Source organism: Stenotrophomonas sp. STEN018, from assembly GCF_056760235.1.
The window spans coordinates 1-20,564 of the sequence record NZ_JBRREK010000006.1; the positions used below are offsets into that span (position 1 = coordinate 1).

Consider the following 20,564-nt stretch of genomic DNA (forward strand, 5'->3'; position numbering starts at 1 on the left):
GTAGTGCCGAGCTATGCTCGGCAGAGGCCTTACCTGTGAAGCCCATGCCGAGCATGGCTCGGCACTACAGGTAACGCTTCCAGCCGGGCATGGCTCGGCTCTACAGGTAACGCTTCCAGCCGAGCACGGCTCGGCACTACAGGTAACGCTTCCAGCCGAGCATGGCTCGGCTCTACAGGCTTGCCGCCGCCATCCCCGCGACCGGCAAGGCCCACGCCAACGGCGCGATCCAACGCGGCCGGTACGGGTACAGGCCGAACGCCAGCAGCAGGCCGGCGATGGTCATTGCGCCCAACCACCACACCGGCCCAAGCGCCCAGCCGTTGCGCCATACGCACAGCGCGAACGCGGCAGTCAGCAGACCCCAGCCCAGCCAACGCCATAGCCGCATGCGCGTGGCACTGGCACCGGCTTTGCCATGCAGCTCCAGCTGATGCTTCTCCATCGCCAGCGACAAGGCCGCAAACGCAGCGAACGACAAACCAAGTGCAAGCAGCATCATGCGCCGGCCTCCGCGACAACAGCGGCCTGTTGCCGGCGTTTCTTCTCGGCGGCGCTCAGTGGCGGCTGCCAGTGCTGCATGCGCCAGCCGCAGTACGCCAGCATCGCGCCAAAGGCGATCATGGTCAGGTCGAAGCTGGCCAAAACCCAATCACCGGCAGCGATGGTCGCGCCAAGGTTCATCGGTGTGGTCAAGGCATTGAGCAACGGGATCAAGGCAAACAACGCCGCACCCAGATACAGCTGCCATGCCCACATCATCCGCTTCGGCCAGATGAAGGCTGCCAACAGCGACGCACCCCATGCATAGAAGAACACGCTGACCTCGGCGTCGCTGCGCTCGGCCAGCTGCACCGGCAACAATCGATTTCCCCAGAAATAAGCGGCAAAGGCAATCGGCAGGCCGGCGACGGCGCCGATGTTCAAGGCATCGACCAGACGCAGGCCGAAACCGGTCTTGCCGGACTTGGCATGCTTGGGCCGCTCCTTCACCGCCCACAGCACCACGCCGCTGGCCACCATCAGGCAGCCGATCAACCCGGACACGAAGAACAGAGCACGCAGGCCCCAATCGGCGAAGCGTGCCAGGTGCAGCCCATACATCACGCCGCGGGTCTGCGTTGCGCCACCGGCGTTGGGGCTGGCTTCCAGCAGCTCGCCACTGACTGCGTCATAGCGCAGCGACGGAGTATCCACCGACAGGCGCTTGCCATCGCGCTGCTGGATATCGATCACCGCGTTGGCCGCGCCGGGCCGGTACACGGTGAAGCCGCCGATCTCGGCACCGTTCCAGTGCTTGCGCGCGCTGTCCATCAACTGCTGGATCGGCACTGGCACCGCTTGGCCTTGCCCCGGTGATTCGATGTCGGCCATGCGTGCGAAGGCTTCACTGAAGAACGCATCTTCATCCTTTGGATAGGCCGTGCTCACGCCCCATGGCAGGTACATGAACATCAAGGTGACGATGCCGGTGTAGGTGATCATCGCGTGGTACGGCAGTGCCATCACCGCGCTGACGTTATGGAAGTCCAGCCACGAACGCAGGCCTTTCTGCGGGCGGAAGGTGAAGAAGTCCTTGAAGATCTTCTTGTGGGTGATTACGCCAGTGATGATCGCCACCAGCATGAACATCGCGCAGAAGCCAACGATGTAGCGTGCCCACACCACCGGGATGTAATGCAGGTCGAAGTGCAGGCGGTAGAAGAAATCGCCGCCACGGGTTTCGCGAGCGGCGACTTCATTGCCGGTGTTGGGGTCAACGGTGGCGTCACCGAAGCGGCCACCGCCACGGCGGCGGCGTTTTTCGCCCTCGACTGGCGGCTTGACCATCGATTCGGGATTGCGCCAGAACATACGCAGCGCTGGATTACGGGCGTCGGGGAGGGTGACGCTCCAGCTCTCGGCCTGCGGTGCCTTGCGCTGCAGGAAACTTAGCGCGCGGGCGGCGGCATCGTCGGCACTGACGGTGCTGCGTGGCAGCTCAGGGCGCATCCAACGGCTGATTTCCTCGCGATAATAACTGGCCGTGCCGGCCATGAAGATCAGCAGCAGCAACCAACCAACCAGCAAGCCAGTCCAGGTATGCAGCCACGCCATCGATTGGCGGAATCCGTTCTTCATGCTGCAGCTCCAAACCACTGTGTGCCCAACCACAACAGCGCGATCGGGATCAGGATGCCAGCCCAGGCACGCAGCGCGCTGCGGGTGGCGAACGCCCACAGTGCGGCGCAGGCGCACAGCACGATGGCGACCAGCATGCCGGTCAACACCGCCTGGCTGCGGGGGATCGGCAAGGCCACGGCGAAGAACATCGAGCATGTGGCAGCCAGTGCGTAGCCGCCGACGATGGCGGCAAGCGAGCGTGACAACACGCCCAACCAGGGGCGTGCGAAGAAACTGCCAAGACGGGTGTACCAAGGGCTGGCGAGAGGCGTGCTGTCCACGGGAACCTGCAAAGTCGGATCAATACGGACGCCACCGGCAAAGCCGGTGGCGTGGAATAAGTCGGCCGTCCCTGGCCGCCACCGCGAAGCAGTGGTTTCCCTGGAGGGATTACAGCTTCCAGCGCAGGCTCAAACGCACGTTGCGCGGCTCGCCCCAGTTGACGCCGTCATAGAAGCCGACGTTGCTGTAGTACTTCTTGTCGAGCAGGTTGTTGATGTTCAACTGCGCGGAGAAGTTGTCGTTGAACTGGTAGCCGGCAAACGCGTTGACCAGTACCACCGCGTCCTGGGTGATGGGATATTTGTAGCGTTTTCCGCTGGTGATGTAGTCATCCGCCGGGCGGTTGCTCATGCGCCAGATTTCGCTCTGCCAGGTGACGCCGCCACCCAGCGACAAGCGGCTCCAGGCACCGCCTGGACGCCAGCCGGTATTGAGGCGGAAGGTGTTGACCGGCGTGGTGGTGTTCTGGCGCACGCCGTCCTTGTTGCGGATGACGGTGTGTGCATAGCCGGCCGAAAGGTTCCAGTGTTCGCTGATGCTGCCCTGGGCTTCCACTTCCCAACCCTTGACCTTGTTGCCCTTGCCGGTTGAGCGGTAGGCGGTGGAGCCGTCGGGCAGGGAAGCCTCCGGTACCGAGTCATCGACTTCGGCAACGTTGTCCTTGACGCCCTTGAACACGGCTGCCGATGCGTTCATGCGACCGTCGAACAGCTCGGCCTTGACGCCGGCTTCCCACATATCGCCAACCACCGGTTCCAGGTAGTTGTTGTTCTTGTCGCGGTAGTTCTGCGGCTGGAAGATGTCGGTGTAGCTGGCGTAGGCACTGAATGACTTGCTGAAGTCATAGATCAGGCCTGCATACGGAGTGAGCGAGTCATCCGGCTTGTAACCGCCACGGGTGGTGCCCAGTAGTTTCCCGGACGTGTCGCGTTCGTACTCCCAACTGCGGGTTTCCCAGCTGCCGTAGCGTGCACCGAGCACCGCCATCAGCGGATCGGCAAGCTGCAGGCGTGCAGCAACATAGGCGGCGCGCTGCTTGAGCTCATCCTGCGAGGACAGCCAGTTGTAACGATTGACCTGCAGCGGCGCCACGTCGCCGGTCCAGTGACGCCAATCCGGTACCTTGTCATAGCCGTCGGCATAGTCGAAATCCGAGCCCGGGACTTCCCCCTTGCGCACCGACTGGCCGAGGCCGACCACCAGCTCGTGCTCGCGTCCGAACAGCTTGAACGGGCCGCCGGCGTTGAGGTCGAATACCTGCATGTCACCGCGTTCGCCGAAGGCGCCGATGTAAGCGACCACGCCGGTGCCGTCCGGACGCGGGTAGCCTGCCGCGCCGTACCAGACATTGCCCTCGGTCTCGCGCTTGGAGCGGGTATAGCTGGCCTTGATCGCCCAGTCATGGCCCAGGCTCTGTTCCAGTCGTGCGAATGCGGTCTTCTCGACGATTGGCCAGCGGCTCCAGCGTGCCGACAGGTTGGTCGAACGCGGCAGGTTGGCCGGCTTGCCGTCGACGCCCCAGTAAGGCACCACGCCCCAGGTAACGCCGGAAGTTTCCGGCGACTGGTATTCGTAGCCGACTTCGAGCAGGGTGCTGTCGCTCAGGTCAGCCTGGACAATGCCGTAGAACACATTCTTGTCCATCTGATAGACGTCGCGGAACGAGTCGCTCTGCTGCTTGGCGGCGACGATGCGCGCACGTACGCGGCCATCCAGTGCGACCGGGCCACCGATATCTGCTTCCAGGCGTTGGTTGCCCCAGCGGCCGAGCATCAGGTTGGCACTCATCGCGAACTCGTCGGTAGGGCGCTTGCGCACGTAGTTGACGGTGCCCGACGGGTCACCTGCGCCCGTCGTCAATCCGGTGGCGCCGCGTACCACTTCGATGCGGTCATAGATGACGCTGTCGTTGTTGGTCTTGATGTAGCCGCCGAAGGTATTGAGCATGCCGTCAACCTGGAAGTTGTTGATGGTGTAGCCACGCGAGACGAAGTTGATGCGCTCGCTGTCGGTGACCGCCACATGCACACCGGTTACCTGGCCCATCACGTCGGACATCGCGTACAGGCCCATGTCATCCAAGCGCTGGCGGGTAAGTACGGTGACCGACTGCGGAGTGTGGCGCAGCGATAAGTCCAGTTTGGTGGCGGTACGTGCCTGCTTGACCGTGTACGAGGTGGGGATGTCGGCGTCTGCGACGACTTTCACCGTATCCAGATTGGTGGCGGCAGGCGCCGCTTCTTCCGCCCACGCGGAGGCGGCTGCGCTGCAGAGGGCGACAGAAAGTGCGGTGGCCAGTAACGCGGGCCGGGGCAGGGTTGGGCGGGAGAGCATGATGGATTCCTGTTGGGCAAAAGGATTGCCAACCACAGGAATCGCCCACGGCGCAGTCCACGCCATGCGCGGATGCCCCGGGTAGTGCCGCTCCCGTCAGCTGGCCTGCATGCACGGCGCAGCCGGCTACGGCGCGCGTGGCATCAGTTCGGATATCGGGGGTACACGGGGCGTGGCGGGATGGAGTGAAACATCCATGTCGCACGAGGCTGGGCGTACTGCCTAGGTGGTAACGATAATTGTTCGCATTTAATTAAGCAAGCGGATGTGTCATTGCTTCTGTGCTGGTTGCGCTCGCATCGTCATGCCGCTGACGCGTGCGCGATATCTCTCGCGGGGTGTTGTTGGGAGCGCTGGTGCGTGCCCATTGATGACGATTACGAGCAGTAGGAGCGAATGTCTGCTTGCTTCATTCAACAGCGCGTTGTGTTGTATGTGTCATCGCTGGGCAACAGGTTGTTACGAGAATGCGAAGCTCCCTGCAGGCACTTGCCTGAAGCAGTCTTTCGAATTCCGGAGCAGCCAGTGAAGCGTTGTGCGTTGTCGATTGCAGTTGGATTGGTGGTATTTGGTGGCGTGGCAAGCGAGGCACATGCGCAACAGGTAGGGGCGACGCCAGCAGCAAAGGCGACCAACCTCGACGCGATGATCGTCACTGGTACGCGTGGTTCCAACCGCACCCAGTTCGATACGCTGGCACCGGTCGATGTGTTCTCGCAGGAGGAAATCCAGGGCATCGAGTCGTCTGATCTTGCCGACGTGCTGGCGCAGCTGGTGCCCTCGTTCGTGGTGCAACGCATGCCGATGAATGATGGTCAGGTGTTCGTACGGCCGGCCACGCTGCGTGGTCTGTCGCCGGATCAGACCCTGGTGCTGGTCAACGGTCGTCGTTTTCATCGCTCGGCACTGCTGGGTGCCCGTGGCGCGCAGGGGCCGGATCTGGCACAGATCCCGAAGAGCGCGATCCAGCGTATCGAAGTGCTGCGCGACGGTGCCTCGGCGCAGTACGGTTCCGATGCGATTGCCGGCGTGATCAACATCATTCTCGATGACAGCGTTGGCACCGAAGTGAGCATGGGCCTGTCGCAATACAGTGAAGGCGATGGCACCTCGCGCAACGTCGGTGCACGTACCGGTATCGCGTTGGGTGATGCCGGCAGCCTGTCCTTGTTCGCTGACTACGACAATTCCGATGCGACCTCGCGCACCCGTCAGCGCGCAGATGCAATCGCTTTCCAGAACAAACACCCTGAATTGAAAGTGCCAAACCCGGTACAGCGCTGGGGCCAGCCGGAGCTTGAGAACAAACGCGTAGGCTTCAACCTCAAGCACTACCTGGGCGAAACCACCGAGATCTACGGCTACGGCCTGTATGGCAGGGGCGAAGGCCTGAGTGATTTCAACTGGCGCAACCCTGATGGCACCGCCTCGGTCTACAACACCACGGCGGTGTTCCCGGGCTGGGATGTGCGCACGCTATACCCGACTGGCTTCAGCCCGAAGTACGGCACCGACTATGACGATCTGCAGCTGCTGTTCGGTGTGCGCGGTCGTATTGGCGAGAATCTGGACTGGGATGTAAGTGGCAGCTACGGGCGCAACCGCATCGAGTACACGCTGGGGAATTCGATCAATGCCTCGCTGGGGCCGGACAGCCCTACCTCGTTTTACCTCGGTCGGCTGAGCCAGGAAGAGCGCAACCTCAACGCCGACTTCGTTTACAGCCTGCCATTGGCCGCGCTGGCGTCGCCGGTGAATGTCGCGTTCGGTGCCGAGTTCCGTGAGGAGACCTATGGCGTGGATGCAGGTGATCCGGCGTCGTATGCAATCGGCCCTGGTGCGGTCGCGGGCCTGGCGGGCAACTCCAACGGTGCGCCTGGCTTCAGTCCTGCCAATGCCGGCAGCTGGGATCAGCGCAGCTACGCCGCCTATGTCGACGTGGAAGTGCCGATGACCGCGCGCTGGAGCGTGGGCGCTGCAACGCGCTACGAGCACTTCTCAAGTTTTGGCCAGACCGTGGATGGCAAGCTGTCCTCTCGCTTCGAGTTCACCCCGGATTTCGCCCTGCGCGGCTCGGTGTCCACTGGCTTCCGCGCGCCGACGCCTGGCCAGCTTTACACCACCAATACCCAGCAGGGTCTGGATACGGTGACGCTGCAGGTGTTCACCTCCGGACGCCTGTCGCCCAGCGATCCGCTGGCACGCATGTTGGGCGCAAAGGATCTGAAGCCGGAGCAGTCGCGCACCGCATCGCTGGGCCTGACCTGGCGCAACGATGCTGGCTTCTCGGGCTCTGTGGACCTGTACGACATCAAGGTCACCGATCGCTTCAGCCAGTCGGCTTCGTTCCAGATTCCGGCCGGCGTCGCCAACCCGATGGGTTATACCTCGGTGAGCTACTTCACCAATGATTTCGACACCACCACGCGTGGTATCGATCTGGTTGGCAGCTACGCCACCGATCTGGGGGCGGGCCGCTTGAACCTGACCGTGGGCTGGAACTACAACAAGACCGAGGTCGACAAGGGCGATACCGGCGTGGCGACCAATGCCAGTCAGCGTGTGGTGTTCGAAGAGCGCCTGCCACGGCAGAAGGGCACGTTCAGTGCCAACTACGACATCGGTAGTTGGAGCGTACTTGGCAAGCTGCGCCACTATGGCGCGTGGACCGACTCCTCGGGCAATGCCAGCGGCGACATCTTCCAGCGCTTTGGCGCCATGCAGTTCTTCGATCTGGCAGTGACTTACCGCATCAATGCGATGCACTGGCTGCGGGTGGGTGCTGACAATGTATTCAACCGCTATCCAGATGAAGCGACCTTTCAGGCCAGCCGCGGCCTGATCTATTCGCGAAACGCGCCTTACGACACCGATGGCCGCAATGTTTACGCCGAATACCGGTTGAAGTTCTAAGCATGGATACCAATCGACGTCGTCTCCTGCGCTCGGCGGCCATATTGCCGCTAATGGGCACTGCTGCCGGGGCGCTGGCTTCGGCCACGCCAACAGCGTCACTGCCAAGCGCACCGGCAGGCAGGTCTGCCGCGCAGTTGGCCACGGATGAGACGTACTGGGCGGCAGTAGCCGCCCAGTACGAGCTCACCGATGAGGTGGTGATGCTTGATAACGGCTATTGGGGAGCAATGGCGCGGCCGGTATTGCAGGCCTATCAACAGGCCACTGCCGAAGTGAATCAAGGCAATGCCTGGTTTGGCCGCGTCGAGTTCCCGAAGCGGGCGCGGTCGGTGCAACAGCGCTTGGCAGCCTTCCTCGGCGTGGGCGAAGACGAACTGGTACTTACCCGCGGCGCGACAGAAGCCTTGCAGGCAATGATCGGCGGTTACAACCGCCTGCAGCCGGGTGACCAGGTGCTGTATGCCGATATCGACTACGACAGCACCATCACCGCGATGCGCTGGCTGCGGCAGCGGCGCGGAGCTGAGCCGGTGGCGATTGTGCTGCCGGAACCTTGCGATGCGGCGACGGTAGTGCAGGTCTATGCCGATGCGCTGGCCAAGTATCCGCGCCTGAAATTGATGCTGCTGACCCAGGTGAATCACCGCAACGGCATGCTGTTGCCGGTCGCCGAGATTGCAGCGTTGGCCAAGGCGCGCGGTGTGGATGTGATCGTCGATGCCGCGCATGCGGTGGGTCAGGTGGACATGCAGGTTGGCGAATTGGGGGCTGACTTTGTCGGGATCAATCTGCACAAGTGGATAGGCGCTCCAGTCGGTGTAGGCGCGATGTATGTGCGGCGCGGGCGGGTGGCGGATATCGACCCGTATATGGGCGATCCGGATCGCGGTATCGCCAGTCGCATCCATACTGGTACGGCCAATTTTGCGGCCTTCCTTGCGCTGCCTGCAGCCTTGGATTTTCATGCCGCTATCGGTGTGCAGGCCAAGCGCGAGCGCCTGTTGCTGCTACGTAACCGCTGGCGCGATGGGGTGCGCGAAGTGCCTGGCGTGCAGTTGCTGGGTAGCGACGAGGTGGCATTGAGTAGCGCGATTTCATCGTTCCGGCTGCACGGGCGCACATCGATTGAGCAGAACGTGGCGATTGCTCGGCAGTTGCTGGAACAGCACGGTGTGTTCACCGTGCATCGTGACGGTCTGGCGCAGGGCGCCTGCGTGCGGGTGACGCCGGGGATATTTACCTCGACCGCACAGATTGATCGGCTGGTGGATGCAGTGCGGGCGGTAGCAGGAAGCTTGTAGGAGCGGCGTCAGCCGCGAAGCTGACGCGTATTCAATTTCACTGATCAACCGCAATCGAAAGATGCGGCTGGCTTTTGTGGATTGCAGAAATATCGCCGGGTTGAAGGGATGCTAGTTTCGCGGCTGACGCCGCTCCTACAACGGTGCTGTTAGAACTTCAGCCAGCCGGTCAGGGCGTGTAGCAGCAGGCCGATAAGGCCGCCTACCAGGGTGCCGTTGTAGCGGATGTATTGCAGGTCGCGGCCGACGCTGAGTTCCAACTGTTCGACCAGTTTCTTTTCATCCCAGGCTTTCACGGTCTGGGCGATATGGCTGGTGACGCCGCTGCGCAGGCGATTGGTGAGCTTCTCGGCACCGGCCAACATGTGCTGGTTCAAGGCGTCGCGCAGGGCAGGGTCGTTGCCGATGGTGGTGCCGAGCTTGCCCAGGCTGCGTTCCAGATGTGCGGCCAGAGCGGAGTCTTCGCGCGAAAGGTCCGCGCGCAGGTAGTCGTGCACACGCTGCCAAAGCCCTTGCACATATTCCTGTACCGCCGGATGGTCTATGACTTGCTGTTTGAGCGCATCGACCTTGGCAGCCAAGGCCGGGTCTTCGCGCAGGCGGCGGATGTAGTCGGCGATCCATGCCGCGTAATCCTGGCGCAGCGGATGCTCGGGCTGCGACAGGATCGCCTGCAGTTCTTCCAGCCCTGCACGCGCGAGCCTGTCGGCCAGTGAGTCGCCGATCTCATCGATCGGTTTGACCCAGTCCACGGTGCTGGCCAGCTTCGGCCATTCCTTGCGGATGTAGCGCACGATCAGGGCGGATGCCTGCTGCCGTACCTTGTCGTTGTCCAGCCAGTGCGCGACGCGGGTGAGGCCTTCATCGAGCACGCGTTGGTGGCGGTTGTCGGCGGTAAGCAGGCCCAGTAGTTCGCCCGCGGTTCCTGCTGCGTTCCACTGCCGCAACTGGGCAACGACGAAGCCTTGAATGGAACGGCGCACGGCCGCTTCATCGAGCAGGTCCAATGCCTGCACCGCCCAGCCACGCGCCATGCCTGCCAGCATCTTTGCCTGCGCGGGCTGTGCCAGCCATTCGCCCAGACGGGTGGCCGGGTCGAATACCTTCAGCTTGGCCAGCAGCGCTTCTGGTTCAAGGAAGTGGTCGCGGACGAACACCGCCAAGCTGTCGGCGATGCGCTCCTTGTTGCGCGGAATGATGGCGGTATGCGGAATCGGCAGGTTCAGTGGCCGTCGGAACAGGGCGACCACCGCGAACCAGTCGGCGAGAGCGCCAACAGTAGCCGCCTCACAGAAGGCGCCAACCCAGGCCCACACGCCGCGCTCGCCGTTGACGTGGCTGACGATGAAGCCGGCGAGCATCGCCAGCAGCATCGCCACGGCGTACAGCTTGAGCCGTCGCAGTTGCGCGCGGCGCGGATCGGCCTGGGGGCTCACGGTTTACTCGCCGTCCTTCTTGCTCGCGGTGCGGCGGAAGCAATGATTGCCGGCTGGATGCGCCCACTCGCCGGCATTGCCGCGTTGGGGGCCGTCCGCAGTGCTGGTGTCGAACTGCGCGCACAGCTCGTAGTGGGTGGCATCCAGGGGCCGATAACTGTAATCGGGCCCGCCAGCAGGGTCCTTGTAGGTCAGGATCATGCCGGGTTGCGCGGCGAGGGCGAGGATGTTGGGCGGTAACGCGTCGTTCTCGCGCCAGTAGTTGCCGGCCGCTGTCTCCAGCGTCCGCAGATGCGATACGCGTGCATCATCCAGCCGCTTGAGCCGTTGCTGGGATGGCGAATCGATGACCCAGACGCCGGCTGCGATGGCTGCTGCAGTGACGATGCCGGTCGCCCAAAGTACGCGGGTGCCCCAAGCGGTGCGGCTCATGACTCGACCTCCTCTTGGCGCAGGTCCCATAGGTAATAACCGAACACGGTGCCGGCAATCACGCCGACCACCAGCACCTTGAGCACAAAGCGCAGGCTGAGGTCGCCGCTCAACAGGTTGAATACCAGTGCGGTGAGGTCGCCAATCAACACGGTTGCCGCCACGAACAGGGTCAGATAGGTCAACCAACGGCGTACTGGCGACAAGCGCTTGATTGGATGTTTGTCCACGTCGCGGCTGACGCGATGGGCGGCGAAAACGAACACCGGGAAGGCGATCACCAATGCCGAGATCGCCCAGCGGATGCCTCCGCTCAACCGCATCAGCTGCCAATCCGGATCCGCCGGGTCGGGCAGGGCGTACTGGATCAGCTGGAACAGCAGGCTGCCCAGGTTCCAAGCAAAGAAATACAGCGTGCTGAACAGCACCAGATAGGCGAAGGCTTCGCGCGCCGACAGTGAGGCGCGTGGGCGTGGCACCGGTAGCGGGAAATCCACTTCGGCCCAGCCATCGAGTACGCCGCTGATCTGCTGTTCGCTCCAGCCGGCGGCCAGCAATGCGCCGCTGACCTGCTGGCGACTGTGTCCGCGCATCAAGGCGTCGCGGACAAAGGTTTCAAGTTCGGGAGAGGCCGAGGCCATCACATGCTCCTTGCAGGGATGACCGCAGCCTAGGGTGCCGGCTCAGCGCAATCAAGCGTCGATGGGTTCTTCGACCTGTGCGGCCAGCATGCGCGCACGCAGTGCGTCCAGTTCCATGCGCAGGGCCTGGTTCTCGGCGGTGAGCGAGGTCACGCGCTGGCGCAGGGCCTGCACTTCGGCGCTGTCGCTGCTGCCGTCGAGGCCATCGGCTTCGGCCATGCTCAGCGGCTGCGATTCGTCATCGGCATCGTCACGCGTCGCCTTGGGCTTGCGCTTGGCATCACGCACGCGCTTTGCCGCCTGCTTCAGCTCGTCCTTGCCGCCACGCGCCGCCGCGCGCTGCTCGTCTTCAGGCAGGCTGGCCACAGTGGCTGCCGCGCTGAGCGAGATCGCGCCCACCCGCATCGCTTCGATCACTTCGGCGGTGGCGTGGTCGTGGATCTTTTCGATCATCGTCACCTGGCTGGGGCTGAGCTTGGCTTCGCGGGCCAGATCAGCCTTGGACAGCTTGGGTGCCGGGTCCCACGGCGGGCTGTCGCTGTCGGCGGCAGCGCTGGGCGCAGCCTCACCTTCGCTCTCGCGGCGCAGTTGTTCCTGCTCGCTGCGGCGGCGGGTTTCCAGGATGTCGCGCTTGCGCAGGGCAAGCACGCCGCGCTGGTAATCGGACACGCTGCGGCGCCCCAGGTGCTGCTCGATCATCCAAAGATGAACGTCGTCCATCGACTTGAAGCGGGTGTTCTGCACGGTATTGAAGGCGATGCCGTGCTTGGAACAGATGCCGTAGCGGTTGTGGCCGTCGATCAGTACATCGCCCCACAGCACCAGTGCGTCGCGGCAGCCCTCGGCCAGCAGACTGCGCTCCAGCGCATCGTGCTCGTCCTGCGTGAGCGGATCGATATAGGCCTTGAGTTCTTCGTTGACGATGATGTCCATGAGCGCTGCCGGAAACGTGGAGCGGCATTGTGAAGCCAGCAGGGGCCACGGCCAACCCTTGTATTTGCGGAAAATAACAGGTCCGTGCCGGTGCGCTACGGTGGCCGGCGTACCATGAACACCTGTTACAAGGCCTTGCTCACAGGAAACCATCCATGAACAGTCCCCATATCCGCGAACAATGGCAGGTGTTGGCCGACGGCCTGTCGCTGCGTATCCGCGCGTTCATAAACGGCCAGTATGTGGATGCCGTATCGGGCGCTACCTTCGACTGCATCAGCCCGATTGACGGGCGCGTGCTTGGGCGTATCGCCGACGGCGGTCAGCTCGACATCGATCATGCGGTAGCGGCGGCGCGGCGCAGCTTCAACGCCGGTCATTGGGCAGGCTTGAAGCCGGTCAAGCGCAAGCAGGTATTGCTGAAGCTGGCGGCCTTGGTAGAAGCGCATGCCGATGAGCTCGCCCTGCTGGAAACCCTGGACATGGGCAAGCCGGTGGCGCAGGCACGGCAGGTGGATATCGGCGGGGTGATCCGCTGCATCCAGTGGACGGCCGAAGCAGTGGACAAGCTCTATGGCGAAGTCGCCCCGACCGGCGCCAACGAGCTGGGCTTGATCACCCGCGAGCCGCTGGGCGTGATCGGCGCTATCGTGCCGTGGAATTTCCCGCTGCTGATGGCGGCATGGAAGATCGCCCCGGCGCTGGCCGCAGGCAATTCCGTGGTGCTCAAGCCTTCGGAGAAGTCACCATTGAGCGCTCTGCGTTTTGCCGAGCTGGTCAGCGAAGCCGGTGTTCCGGATGGCGTGTTCAACGTGGTGCCTGGCAGTGGCAAGGGCGCAGGTGAGCCGCTGGCGCTGCATATGGATGTGGACGGTTTGGTGTTCACCGGTTCCACTGCGGTTGGCAAGCGACTGCTGCAATGTGCAGGCCTATCAAACATGAAGCGCGCCTACATGGAATGCGGTGGCAAGAGCCCGAACATCGTGTTTGCCGACGCGCATGATCTGGACAAGGCAGCAGAGGCAGCGGCCAACGCCATTTTCTACAACCAGGGCGAGGTATGTACGGCCGGTTCGCGTCTGTTGGTGGAACGCTCGATCAAGGATGCGTTTGTCGCCAAGGTGATCGAGCACGGCCGGCATATGCAGCCTGCGCATCCTTTTGAGCCGAAAGCGGCAATGGGCGCAATGGTGGATGAGGCGCAGACCAAGCGTGTGCTTGGCTATGTGGAGAAAGGCAGCGCCGAAGGCGCGCGGCTGTTGCTGGGCGGCAAGCGTGCGGAGGTCGTTGCCGGCGGGTGTTACATCGAGCCAACCGTATTTGATGAAGTCAGCCCGCTGCAGAGCATCGCCCGCGAGGAGATATTTGGACCGGTGTTGTCGGTGATTGCATTTGATGGCGAGCAACACGCCTTGCAACTGGCCAATGACACCGAGTACGGCTTGGCGGCAGGCGTGTGGACGCGCGATGTTTCGCGCGCGCATCGTGTTGCGCGTGGCCTGCGTGCGGGCAGTGTGTGGGTCAACTACTGGGATGGTGGCGATATGACGGCGCCGTTTGGTGGTTACAAGCAATCGGGCAACGGGCGCGACAAGTCATTGCACGCCTTCGACAAGTACACCGAGATGAAGGCGACCTGGATAAATCTCGAAGGCTGAGTTGCTCCCTCCCTTTGGCGCAGCCAAGGGGAGGGCTGGGGAGGGGTTGCTGTCGAGTTTCGGCTCCGGCGTTTGAAGCCCTACAAGCAACAGCAGAAGCGACCCCCTCCCAACCTCCCCCTTGGCTGCGCCAAAGGGGAGGGGCGATGCGTGCAGCACTTCACGGTGTATCAGTCATCACCGCGCTTGCGCAGCTGGCCGGCAAAGCGGTCCAGCCACTGCGCAAAGCCCTGCAGTACCGCGCCGCCCTTGTCCTTGAGCCCGGCCAGCTCGGCTTCCAGGCGCTCGCGGCGGGTGGATTCGCCCTCGTTGCTGGGCAGCGGTGGCAGGATGTGGGCGAAATAGGTGTCGCCCAGGAACTTGTGCAGCAAGCGCTCGCCGATGAAGGGCTCGCCGTTGTTGAGTGCGCGCGCACCCTTGAGCAGGTTGCGGATGTCGTACTGGGTGGGGCTGAGGTCGGGCACCTGCTTGGGCAGATCGAGCAGGCTGTAGACCGCTATGCGGGCGGTGCGTACCGAACTTTCCATGGTGAACACCACGTCGTTGGCGGTTTCCACGAACTGGCCAACCAGCGCCAGGTTGGTGGAGCCGGCCGGCACGACGTGCGGGCGGTCGCCGGCCGCGCGTGGCATGAACTGGGCGGTGATGTAGGGCATCAGCGCCAGCCGCACCTTGGTATGCGGAATGATGGCGTCGAGCTGATCGGCGATGCCCAGGTGATGGCACAGTTCGGTTACGATCTCGCGTCCCGTGCACTCAGGCATGGTCTTCTTGACGAAGTTTCCGGGCTGGTCCATCAACAGCGCGTACACCCACATCACCACCGTGTCCTTGGGCTGGCCGGGGAAATGTGGCTGACGGTTGATGGTGACGCTCAGCACCCAGTTGGAGTCGGTGAAGGTGATGATGCCGCCGGTGGCAGTGCGCCCCGAGGTCGGGTCGTTGACCGAGAGCTCCCGCAGCTTGTCGACCAGCGGCGATGGCTTGCAGGTGAGGGTAGCGGACTCCCACATCGAGCGATCGATGTCGCCGCAGAACTTGTCGGGCTTGCCGAATACCGGTGCGTGCTTGGCAAGGTTGCGCCACAGCCCCCAACTGCTGCCTTCGGCCGGACCGCCGTGGCGCTTCTTCAGTACCGGCACCGTGTCCAGATCACCGTACGCGGTGTCCTCGGTCATCGAGCCGGTCAGCGTGATCACCAGATCACGCGGGGCGACGGTGAGGCGGCCGTCGCCGTGGTTGCCGCGTGTGTGCAGGGCGGTGACGGTGCGCTGCTCACCCTGCACATCGAAGTCCATGTCCAGCACCTGCGTGCCGAGCTTTACCTGCACACCCTTCTCGCGCAGCAGCTTGATCAGCGGGGTGACGAAGGTGTCGTATTGGTTGAACTTGGGGAAAACCAAGGTCGACATGTCGCCAAAGCCGTCGATGGCATCGAGGAAACGATGCATGTAGAGCTTCATCTCCAGCAGGCTGTGCCAGTTCTCGAAGGCGAACATCGAGCGGAACAGGAACCAGAAATTGCTGGCAAGGAAGCCTTCGCTGAAATGATCTTCGATGGTCAGGTCATCGAGCTGGTCCTTGCGCTTGAGCAGCAGGCTCACCACTTCCCATTGCTGCTTGCGGCTCAGCCCAAAGCGGGTGAAGTCGGGCAATACCTGGCCCTGTTTGTGCATCAGCCGCGACTTCGACCAGTTTGGGTCGGCATCGTTGGCGAGCCGGTATTCGTCCAGCACGCTGAAGCCTTCCGGCAGCTCCAGCGCAGGCACGTCCTGGAACATGTCCCAGAGATTGTCGTAGTTCCAGTTCATCTCGCGGCCGCCGCGCACGATGTAGCCGTCCTCTGGATTACCAGCACCATCCAGCGAGCCGCCCTCAATGCCAGCGCCTTCGATGATGGTGATGTTCTCGCCCGGCATATGGCCGTCGCGGATCAGGTAGAACGCCGCTGCCATGCCGGCGATGCCGCCGCCGACGATCCACGCCTTGCGCGTCTGGATGCCCTCGGTCGGCAGTGGTTTGAAACGCTGGTAGTTGCCGACCATGTCCGGTGGCGGCAGCGTGTTGAGGGGTGTGTTGTGCCAGTAGCGGGCGGTGGCGTCGGCTTCGTGCTCGAAACGTGGGTTGGATTCAGTCATGAGGTTCTCCGGTCTGTGGGGGGGGGGCACAACGAAGCGTCCCAGCCTAAACAGCGATTGGGCTGGACGGGTTACATATCCGTGAATTGGGGGAACTGCAGGGTGTGATCGTGCGTGAGGCACGATTGAGGGATCAGTGTCGGCAACGCGCACTTTCCTGCAGCAGTGCCGTGCGCAATGCGTCGCGGTCGCGCTCGCTCACTGCGTTCTGGAAATAGTTGACGTCGCGCCGGCTCAGTTTGCAGGGGTCGACTTCGTAGCCGGGCGGCCAGAAACCAAGGTAGTTCGCCACGCCCTGGATCATCTGCCTCGGGCTCATCTGCGGCTTCAAGCGGAAGTAGCGTGGCGCATGTCGAAATGCAGGGTCTTGGTTGAGGCGCCGAAACGGTTGCTGGGCGAAGCTGTCGGCGCTCAGTGGGTTGCCACCAGTAGCGCCTTCGGCAAGGGTCAGGTTCAACGGTGCCGGGGCTGGAGCTGCTGGCTGCGACGAAGTCGCGAGCGGCAGCTGATCGGTCGCTGGCCGGGAACCGGATCTTGCTGAACCCCTCGTTCTGGTGGTTTGCGCAGCTGCGCGCGGGGTTTGCAGGGCGGGTGCTGTGCTCGGAGGGCGCGGCAACCAGCGCAGGCTGGTGCGTGGCCCGGCGTCGGGCGAGCTCGGCTGGCGTGGCTGCAACAACCATAACGCAAGGGCTGCGTGGACCGCGACGACGGTAATGGCGGCGCTCAGGTGGGCGAGCGGGTGTCGGAAACGTCCGGAAGTGTTCGCCATCGGCAATGCATCCATGCGGGGGGCGATGCTGTGACCGCCAGCTGTGCCAATAGTTTCCTGCTTTCATGGTGAAATCGGCAGCCTCGTCAAGCAACGGTGTCGGCTGCAACCAAATGGCGGCCGTTGCGGCGCTGCATGGCAGACTGCGGCCACTATTTCCTCTGTTACGACCATGTCGACCGCCGCCTCCGCCCCTCTGAATTCCCCGCGCCGAGTACTGGCTGCCAGCCTGATCGGCACCACCATCGAGTTTTTTGATTTCTACATCTACGCCACCGCGGCGGTGCTGGTGTTTCCCAAGCTGTTCTTCCCGGAGAGCAGCAATGACGCTGCGCTGCTGCAGTCGCTGGCGACCTTCGCGGTGGCCTTCATCGCGCGGCCGGTGGGCTCGGCAGTGTTCGGACACTATGGTGACCGCATCGGGCGCAAGGCCACCTTGGTCGCCGCGCTGCTGACGATGGGCTTGTCGACGGTGGCGATCGGGCTGCTGCCGACCTATCACGATATTGGTGTGATCGCGCCGCTGCTGCTGGCCTTGTGTCGGTTCGGGCAGGGGCTGGGGCTGGGCGGCGAATGGGGCGGGGCGGTGTTGCTGGCGACCGAGAATGCACCGCCGGGCAAGCGCGCCTGGTACGGCATGTTCCCGCAGCTGGGTGCGCCGCTGGGCTTCCTGCTGTCGGCCGGCACCTTCCTGCTGCTGGGGCGGATTCTGGATGACGCCAGTTTCCTGGCTTGGGGCTGGCGTGTGCCGTTCATTGCCAGTGCGCTGCTGGTGATCGTAGGCCTGTGGGTGCGTTTGAACATCCGTGAGACGCCGGATTTCCAGAAGGCGCTGGATCAAGGCCAGCGCGTGCGCCTGCCAATGCGTGAGGTGCTGGTTACCCACGGTTTTGCGGTGGTCGCGGGCACCTTGGCGGCGTTCGCCACCTTCGTGCTGTTCTACCTGATGACGGTGTTCACTCTGGGTCATGGCACTTCCGTGCTGGGCTATGCGCGCGAGGACTTCCTGCTGCTGCAGATGGTCGGCATCCTGTTCTTCGCTGCCGGCATTCCGCTGGCTGCGCTGTATGGCGATCGGCATGGCACGGTCAAGGCGATGTTGTGGGCGACGCTGGGTATCTTCGTGTTCGGCCTGCTGTTCCAGCCCTTGTTCCAGGCCGGGCATCCGTTGCAGGTGCTGTTGTTCCTGTCCTTGGGCCTGTTTTTGATGGGTCTGACCTACGGTCCCTGCGGCACCATGCTGGCCAGCCTGTATCCGGTGCAGGTGCGCTATACCGGCGCCTCGCTGTCGTTCAATCTGGCCGGCATTCTGGGGGCTGCGCCCGCACCTTATGCGGCAACCTGGTTGGCCGGGAAATTCGGCATTGCTGCCGTTGGCGGCTACCTGTGCATCACCGCCGTGTTGACGGCCTTGGCCTTGCTGGCCATCAGCCGTTGGCAACGGAAGGGTGCCGCAGGGACGCCGTAAGTCGCGACTATTGCCGGTCCCACACAAGACCGGCGACGTGTGCGCCTTGCGGCGTTCCTGCAGCGATAAAAGCGCAGGAACGGCGGGGAGGGGATATCTGGGGGGATGTCTGCAGCCACGCCGTTCCTGCAAAACGAATCAGCGAAACAGGCGCTTCAGCGTACGTCCGAGCCAGCTGCCTTCCTGATGCTCCTTGGCAAAGCGGTTGAGGTGGCGCTTGACGTGTTCGGCATAGGCCTTGTCGTCACCACGGATGTGGTTGAACAGCCAGCGTGACAGCATGTTGCGCAATTCATCGGTGACGTCTTCGCCGGACTGGAAGCGCATGCGGTACTCGGAGACGCGCTTGCCAAACACTTCATGCACACGCTTGTGCGCGGCGCAGAAGGGGTAGCCGGCCTCTTCCATCAGCTCTTCTTCGAAGGCGAAGTGCGACATGGTGTAGTCCACCAGTTCGTCGATGACTTCTGCCACGGCTACCTGCTCCAGGCTTTTCTGGGCGACGTGAAGGTGGTTGAGCATCTCCACGATGCGCATGTGCTGATGGTCGATGACCTCCACACCCGTATTGAGATCGTCCTGCCAAATCAGTAGTGCCACCGCCACTTCTCCCTCGTGTGCTTTGAGCTGCACTGTAGGGAGCGGGTCGGACGGGCGCGTTGATCTGGATCAATGCCTGCAGCGAGGCGTCGATTTCATTCAGATATCAGAGTGATGGGCTTCAGTGTGTATCTGCGCTGCAGACGCGGTTGCGTCCGCCAGCCTTGGCCAGATACAGCTGACGGTCGGCTTCGGTGATCAGCTGATGCAGGTTGCCGCTGCGCAGCGGCATGCGGCAGACGCCGATGCTGATCGTCATGCTCAGGGTGTTGTCGCCGAACGGCAGCCGCAGTGCGGCCACCGCTTGCCGTACCTTCTCGAAGTGGGCGGCACTGGCGGCAGTGTCCATGCCGCTGACCATCAGGCAGAACTCCTCACCGCCAAAGCGCGAGCTGATGTCCTGGCTGCGGGTATTGGCCTGCAGCACCGAGGCGACGGCACGGATGGCCTGGTCGCCGGCTTCGTGGCCAAGGCTGTCGTTGATGTGCTTGAAGTGGTCGATGTCGACCATGGCCACGGCGACCATGCCGCCGTTGTTGACCGCACTGAGTTGGCGCTGGCTCTGCTCAAGGAAACTACGGCGATTGGGCAGGCCGGTCAGGAAGTCACGCGTGGCCAGATCCTGCAAGGTGCCGATCAGTTCCAGCTGGTCCACGTTCTGCGAGACGCGGCAGAAGAACTCCTCGCGCGAGAAAGGTTTGCGCAGGAAATCATTGGCGCCGTTCTTGAGGAAGCGCGGAATCAGCGACGGGTCCGAATTGCCGGAAATGCCGATCACCGCCACCTTGTCGCGTGCACGCAGCGCACGCAGCCGCCGGGTCAATTCCACACCCTGCATGCCAGGCATTTCCTCATCGACGATGACCAGCCGGATCGCCGGGTCGGCCTCGATCGCGCGTAGCGCCGAGAGACCGTCGTCGGCTTCGATGACGTGGTAGCCGTACATGGTCAGCAGGGCGGAGGCATAGGCGCGGGCCGATGGCGAGTCGTCCACCACCAGGGCAGCGATGCGGCGGTTGCGCTCCATGCGCTGCACCAGCCAGACCAGATAGTCGATGCTGCCTGGCGTGTTCTTCAACACGTAATCGATGATCTGCTGCTGCAGCACGCGCTTGCGCAGGTCCTCGTCATAGACGCTGCTGACCACGATGGTTGGCAGCCCGCGATTGACGAAGTACTGCACCACCTGGTCGCGGTCACCGTCGGCCAGTACCAGCCCGGTCAGGACCAGGAACCAGCCATCCTCGCGATCCAGCAGCTCACCGGCCTCGGCCAAGCTGGAGGCGACACTGACAGGCAGCTCCAGCCGTTGCTCGATGGCCTCGCGCAGCATCGTGGTGAAGGTGCGCGAGTTCTCCACCAGCAGGATGCGTTGCGGCAACGGCGCGATCGACGGACTGTCAAATGCGGCCTGTGGCGTACTGGCTACGGTGGCGAGAGTTGGGAGCATCGGAACCAGTAGCGGCGGCGGACGTAAGAACTTGAGCGGAAAC

16 protein-coding genes are annotated in these 20,564 nt (G+C 63.1%); 4 read left to right on the top strand and 12 right to left on the bottom strand.

The features are described 5' to 3' along the window. Positions 1-172: 172 nt before the first annotated feature. The 4 genes from ACVOMB_RS03700 to ACVOMB_RS03715 form a co-directional block, all read right to left on the bottom strand. The gene (locus ACVOMB_RS03700; RefSeq protein ID WP_481529936.1) at positions 173-502 is read right to left on the bottom strand and encodes a DUF3325 domain-containing protein; all 330 of its coding nucleotides are present in this window, start codon (positions 500-502) and stop codon (positions 173-175) included. Next, the gene (locus ACVOMB_RS03705; RefSeq protein ID WP_481529937.1) at positions 499-2,121 is read right to left on the bottom strand and encodes a PepSY-associated TM helix domain-containing protein; all 1,623 of its coding nucleotides are present in this window, start codon (positions 2,119-2,121) and stop codon (positions 499-501) included. The genes ACVOMB_RS03700 and ACVOMB_RS03705 overlap by 4 nt, the downstream gene beginning before the upstream one ends. After that, a complete protein-coding gene (locus ACVOMB_RS03710; RefSeq protein WP_481529938.1) occupies positions 2,118-2,444 on the bottom strand; it encodes a DUF3649 domain-containing protein in 327 nt (108 codons plus the stop codon). The genes ACVOMB_RS03705 and ACVOMB_RS03710 overlap by 4 nt, the downstream gene beginning before the upstream one ends. 109 nt (positions 2,445-2,553) lie before the next feature. Continuing rightward, complete coding sequence (locus tag ACVOMB_RS03715; protein ID WP_481529939.1) at positions 2,554-4,779, bottom strand: TonB-dependent siderophore receptor; 2,226 nt, start codon at positions 4,777-4,779, stop codon at positions 2,554-2,556. Between the two features lie 525 nt (positions 4,780-5,304). Between ACVOMB_RS03715 and ACVOMB_RS03720 the strand changes: the two genes are divergently transcribed. Both ACVOMB_RS03720 and ACVOMB_RS03725 read left to right on the top strand, forming a co-directional pair. Then, entirely contained in the window at positions 5,305-7,692 is a 2,388-nt protein-coding gene (locus tag ACVOMB_RS03720) for a TonB-dependent receptor plug domain-containing protein (RefSeq protein WP_481529940.1), read from the top strand. 2 nt (positions 7,693-7,694) lie between these two features. Further along, the gene (locus ACVOMB_RS03725) at positions 7,695-8,996 is read left to right on the top strand and encodes an aminotransferase class V-fold PLP-dependent enzyme (protein WP_481529941.1); all 1,302 of its coding nucleotides are present in this window, start codon (positions 7,695-7,697) and stop codon (positions 8,994-8,996) included. A 149-nt stretch (positions 8,997-9,145) separates the two neighbouring features. Here ACVOMB_RS03725 and ACVOMB_RS03730 read toward each other — a convergent pair whose 3' ends face one another. From ACVOMB_RS03730 to ACVOMB_RS03745, 4 genes are read right to left on the bottom strand one after another with little or no spacing between them, the layout of a single operon-like run. Further along, a complete protein-coding gene (locus ACVOMB_RS03730) occupies positions 9,146-10,432 on the bottom strand; it encodes a DUF445 domain-containing protein (RefSeq protein WP_481529942.1) in 1,287 nt (428 codons plus the stop codon). 3 nt (positions 10,433-10,435) lie between these two features. Continuing rightward, positions 10,436-10,864, bottom strand: coding sequence for a hypothetical protein (locus ACVOMB_RS03735; RefSeq protein ID WP_481529943.1), 429 nt, complete (start codon positions 10,862-10,864; stop codon positions 10,436-10,438). Continuing rightward, the gene (locus tag ACVOMB_RS03740) at positions 10,861-11,505 is read right to left on the bottom strand and encodes a DUF5671 domain-containing protein (RefSeq protein WP_481529944.1); all 645 of its coding nucleotides are present in this window, start codon (positions 11,503-11,505) and stop codon (positions 10,861-10,863) included. Before ACVOMB_RS03740 ends, ACVOMB_RS03735 begins: the two co-directional genes overlap by 4 nt. A 51-nt stretch (positions 11,506-11,556) precedes the next feature. Continuing rightward, a complete protein-coding gene (locus tag ACVOMB_RS03745) occupies positions 11,557-12,438 on the bottom strand; it encodes a ParB N-terminal domain-containing protein (RefSeq protein WP_481529945.1) in 882 nt (293 codons plus the stop codon). Between the two features lie 155 nt (positions 12,439-12,593). Between ACVOMB_RS03745 and ACVOMB_RS03750 the strand changes: the two genes are divergently transcribed. Next, on the top strand, positions 12,594-14,096 hold the full coding sequence (locus ACVOMB_RS03750; protein WP_481529946.1) for an aldehyde dehydrogenase: 1,503 nt from the start codon (positions 12,594-12,596) through the stop codon (positions 14,094-14,096). A gap of 170 nt (positions 14,097-14,266) precedes the next feature. Here ACVOMB_RS03750 and ACVOMB_RS03755 read toward each other — a convergent pair whose 3' ends face one another. Continuing rightward, complete coding sequence (locus tag ACVOMB_RS03755; RefSeq protein ID WP_481529947.1) at positions 14,267-16,234, bottom strand: oleate hydratase; 1,968 nt, start codon at positions 16,232-16,234, stop codon at positions 14,267-14,269. A 133-nt stretch (positions 16,235-16,367) separates the two neighbouring features. Further along, positions 16,368-16,691, bottom strand: coding sequence for a hypothetical protein (locus ACVOMB_RS03760; RefSeq protein ID WP_481529948.1), 324 nt, complete (start codon positions 16,689-16,691; stop codon positions 16,368-16,370). A 484-nt stretch (positions 16,692-17,175) separates the two neighbouring features. Here ACVOMB_RS03760 and ACVOMB_RS03765 point away from each other — a divergent pair, with 484 nt between their 5' ends. Next, positions 17,176-18,471, top strand: a complete 1,296-nt coding sequence (locus tag ACVOMB_RS03765) for an MFS transporter (RefSeq protein ID WP_481529949.1) — start codon at positions 17,176-17,178, stop codon at positions 18,469-18,471. Between the two features lie 138 nt (positions 18,472-18,609). Here ACVOMB_RS03765 and ACVOMB_RS03770 read toward each other — a convergent pair whose 3' ends face one another. Continuing rightward, positions 18,610-19,071, bottom strand: coding sequence for a bacteriohemerythrin (locus ACVOMB_RS03770; RefSeq protein WP_481529950.1), 462 nt, complete (start codon positions 19,069-19,071; stop codon positions 18,610-18,612). Positions 19,072-19,192: 121 nt separating this feature from the next. Then, on the bottom strand, positions 19,193-20,521 hold the full coding sequence (locus ACVOMB_RS03775; RefSeq protein WP_481529951.1) for a GGDEF domain-containing response regulator: 1,329 nt from the start codon (positions 20,519-20,521) through the stop codon (positions 19,193-19,195). Positions 20,522-20,564: the final 43 nt, after the last annotated feature.

Coding starts and splice junctions, on each gene's coding strand:
- ACVOMB_RS03700 (WP_481529936.1), bottom strand. CDS start 502: ATGATGCTGCTTGCACTTGGTTTGTCGTTCGCTGCGTTTGCGGCCTTG.
- ACVOMB_RS03705 (WP_481529937.1), bottom strand. CDS start 2,121: ATGAAGAACGGATTCCGCCAATCGATGGCGTGGCTGCATACCTGGACT.
- ACVOMB_RS03715 (WP_481529939.1), bottom strand. CDS start 4,779: ATGCTCTCCCGCCCAACCCTGCCCCGGCCCGCGTTACTGGCCACCGCA.
- ACVOMB_RS03725 (WP_481529941.1), top strand. CDS start 7,695: ATGGATACCAATCGACGTCGTCTCCTGCGCTCGGCGGCCATATTGCCG.
- ACVOMB_RS03735 (WP_481529943.1), bottom strand. CDS start 10,864: ATGAGCCGCACCGCTTGGGGCACCCGCGTACTTTGGGCGACCGGCATC.
- ACVOMB_RS03740 (WP_481529944.1), bottom strand. CDS start 11,505: ATGGCCTCGGCCTCTCCCGAACTTGAAACCTTTGTCCGCGACGCCTTG.
- ACVOMB_RS03745 (WP_481529945.1), bottom strand. CDS start 12,438: ATGGACATCATCGTCAACGAAGAACTCAAGGCCTATATCGATCCGCTC.
- ACVOMB_RS03750 (WP_481529946.1), top strand. CDS start 12,594: ATGAACAGTCCCCATATCCGCGAACAATGGCAGGTGTTGGCCGACGGC.
- ACVOMB_RS03755 (WP_481529947.1), bottom strand. CDS start 16,234: ATGACTGAATCCAACCCACGTTTCGAGCACGAAGCCGACGCCACCGCC.
- ACVOMB_RS03765 (WP_481529949.1), top strand. CDS start 17,176: ATGTCGACCGCCGCCTCCGCCCCTCTGAATTCCCCGCGCCGAGTACTG.
- ACVOMB_RS03775 (WP_481529951.1), bottom strand. CDS start 20,521: ATGCTCCCAACTCTCGCCACCGTAGCCAGTACGCCACAGGCCGCATTT.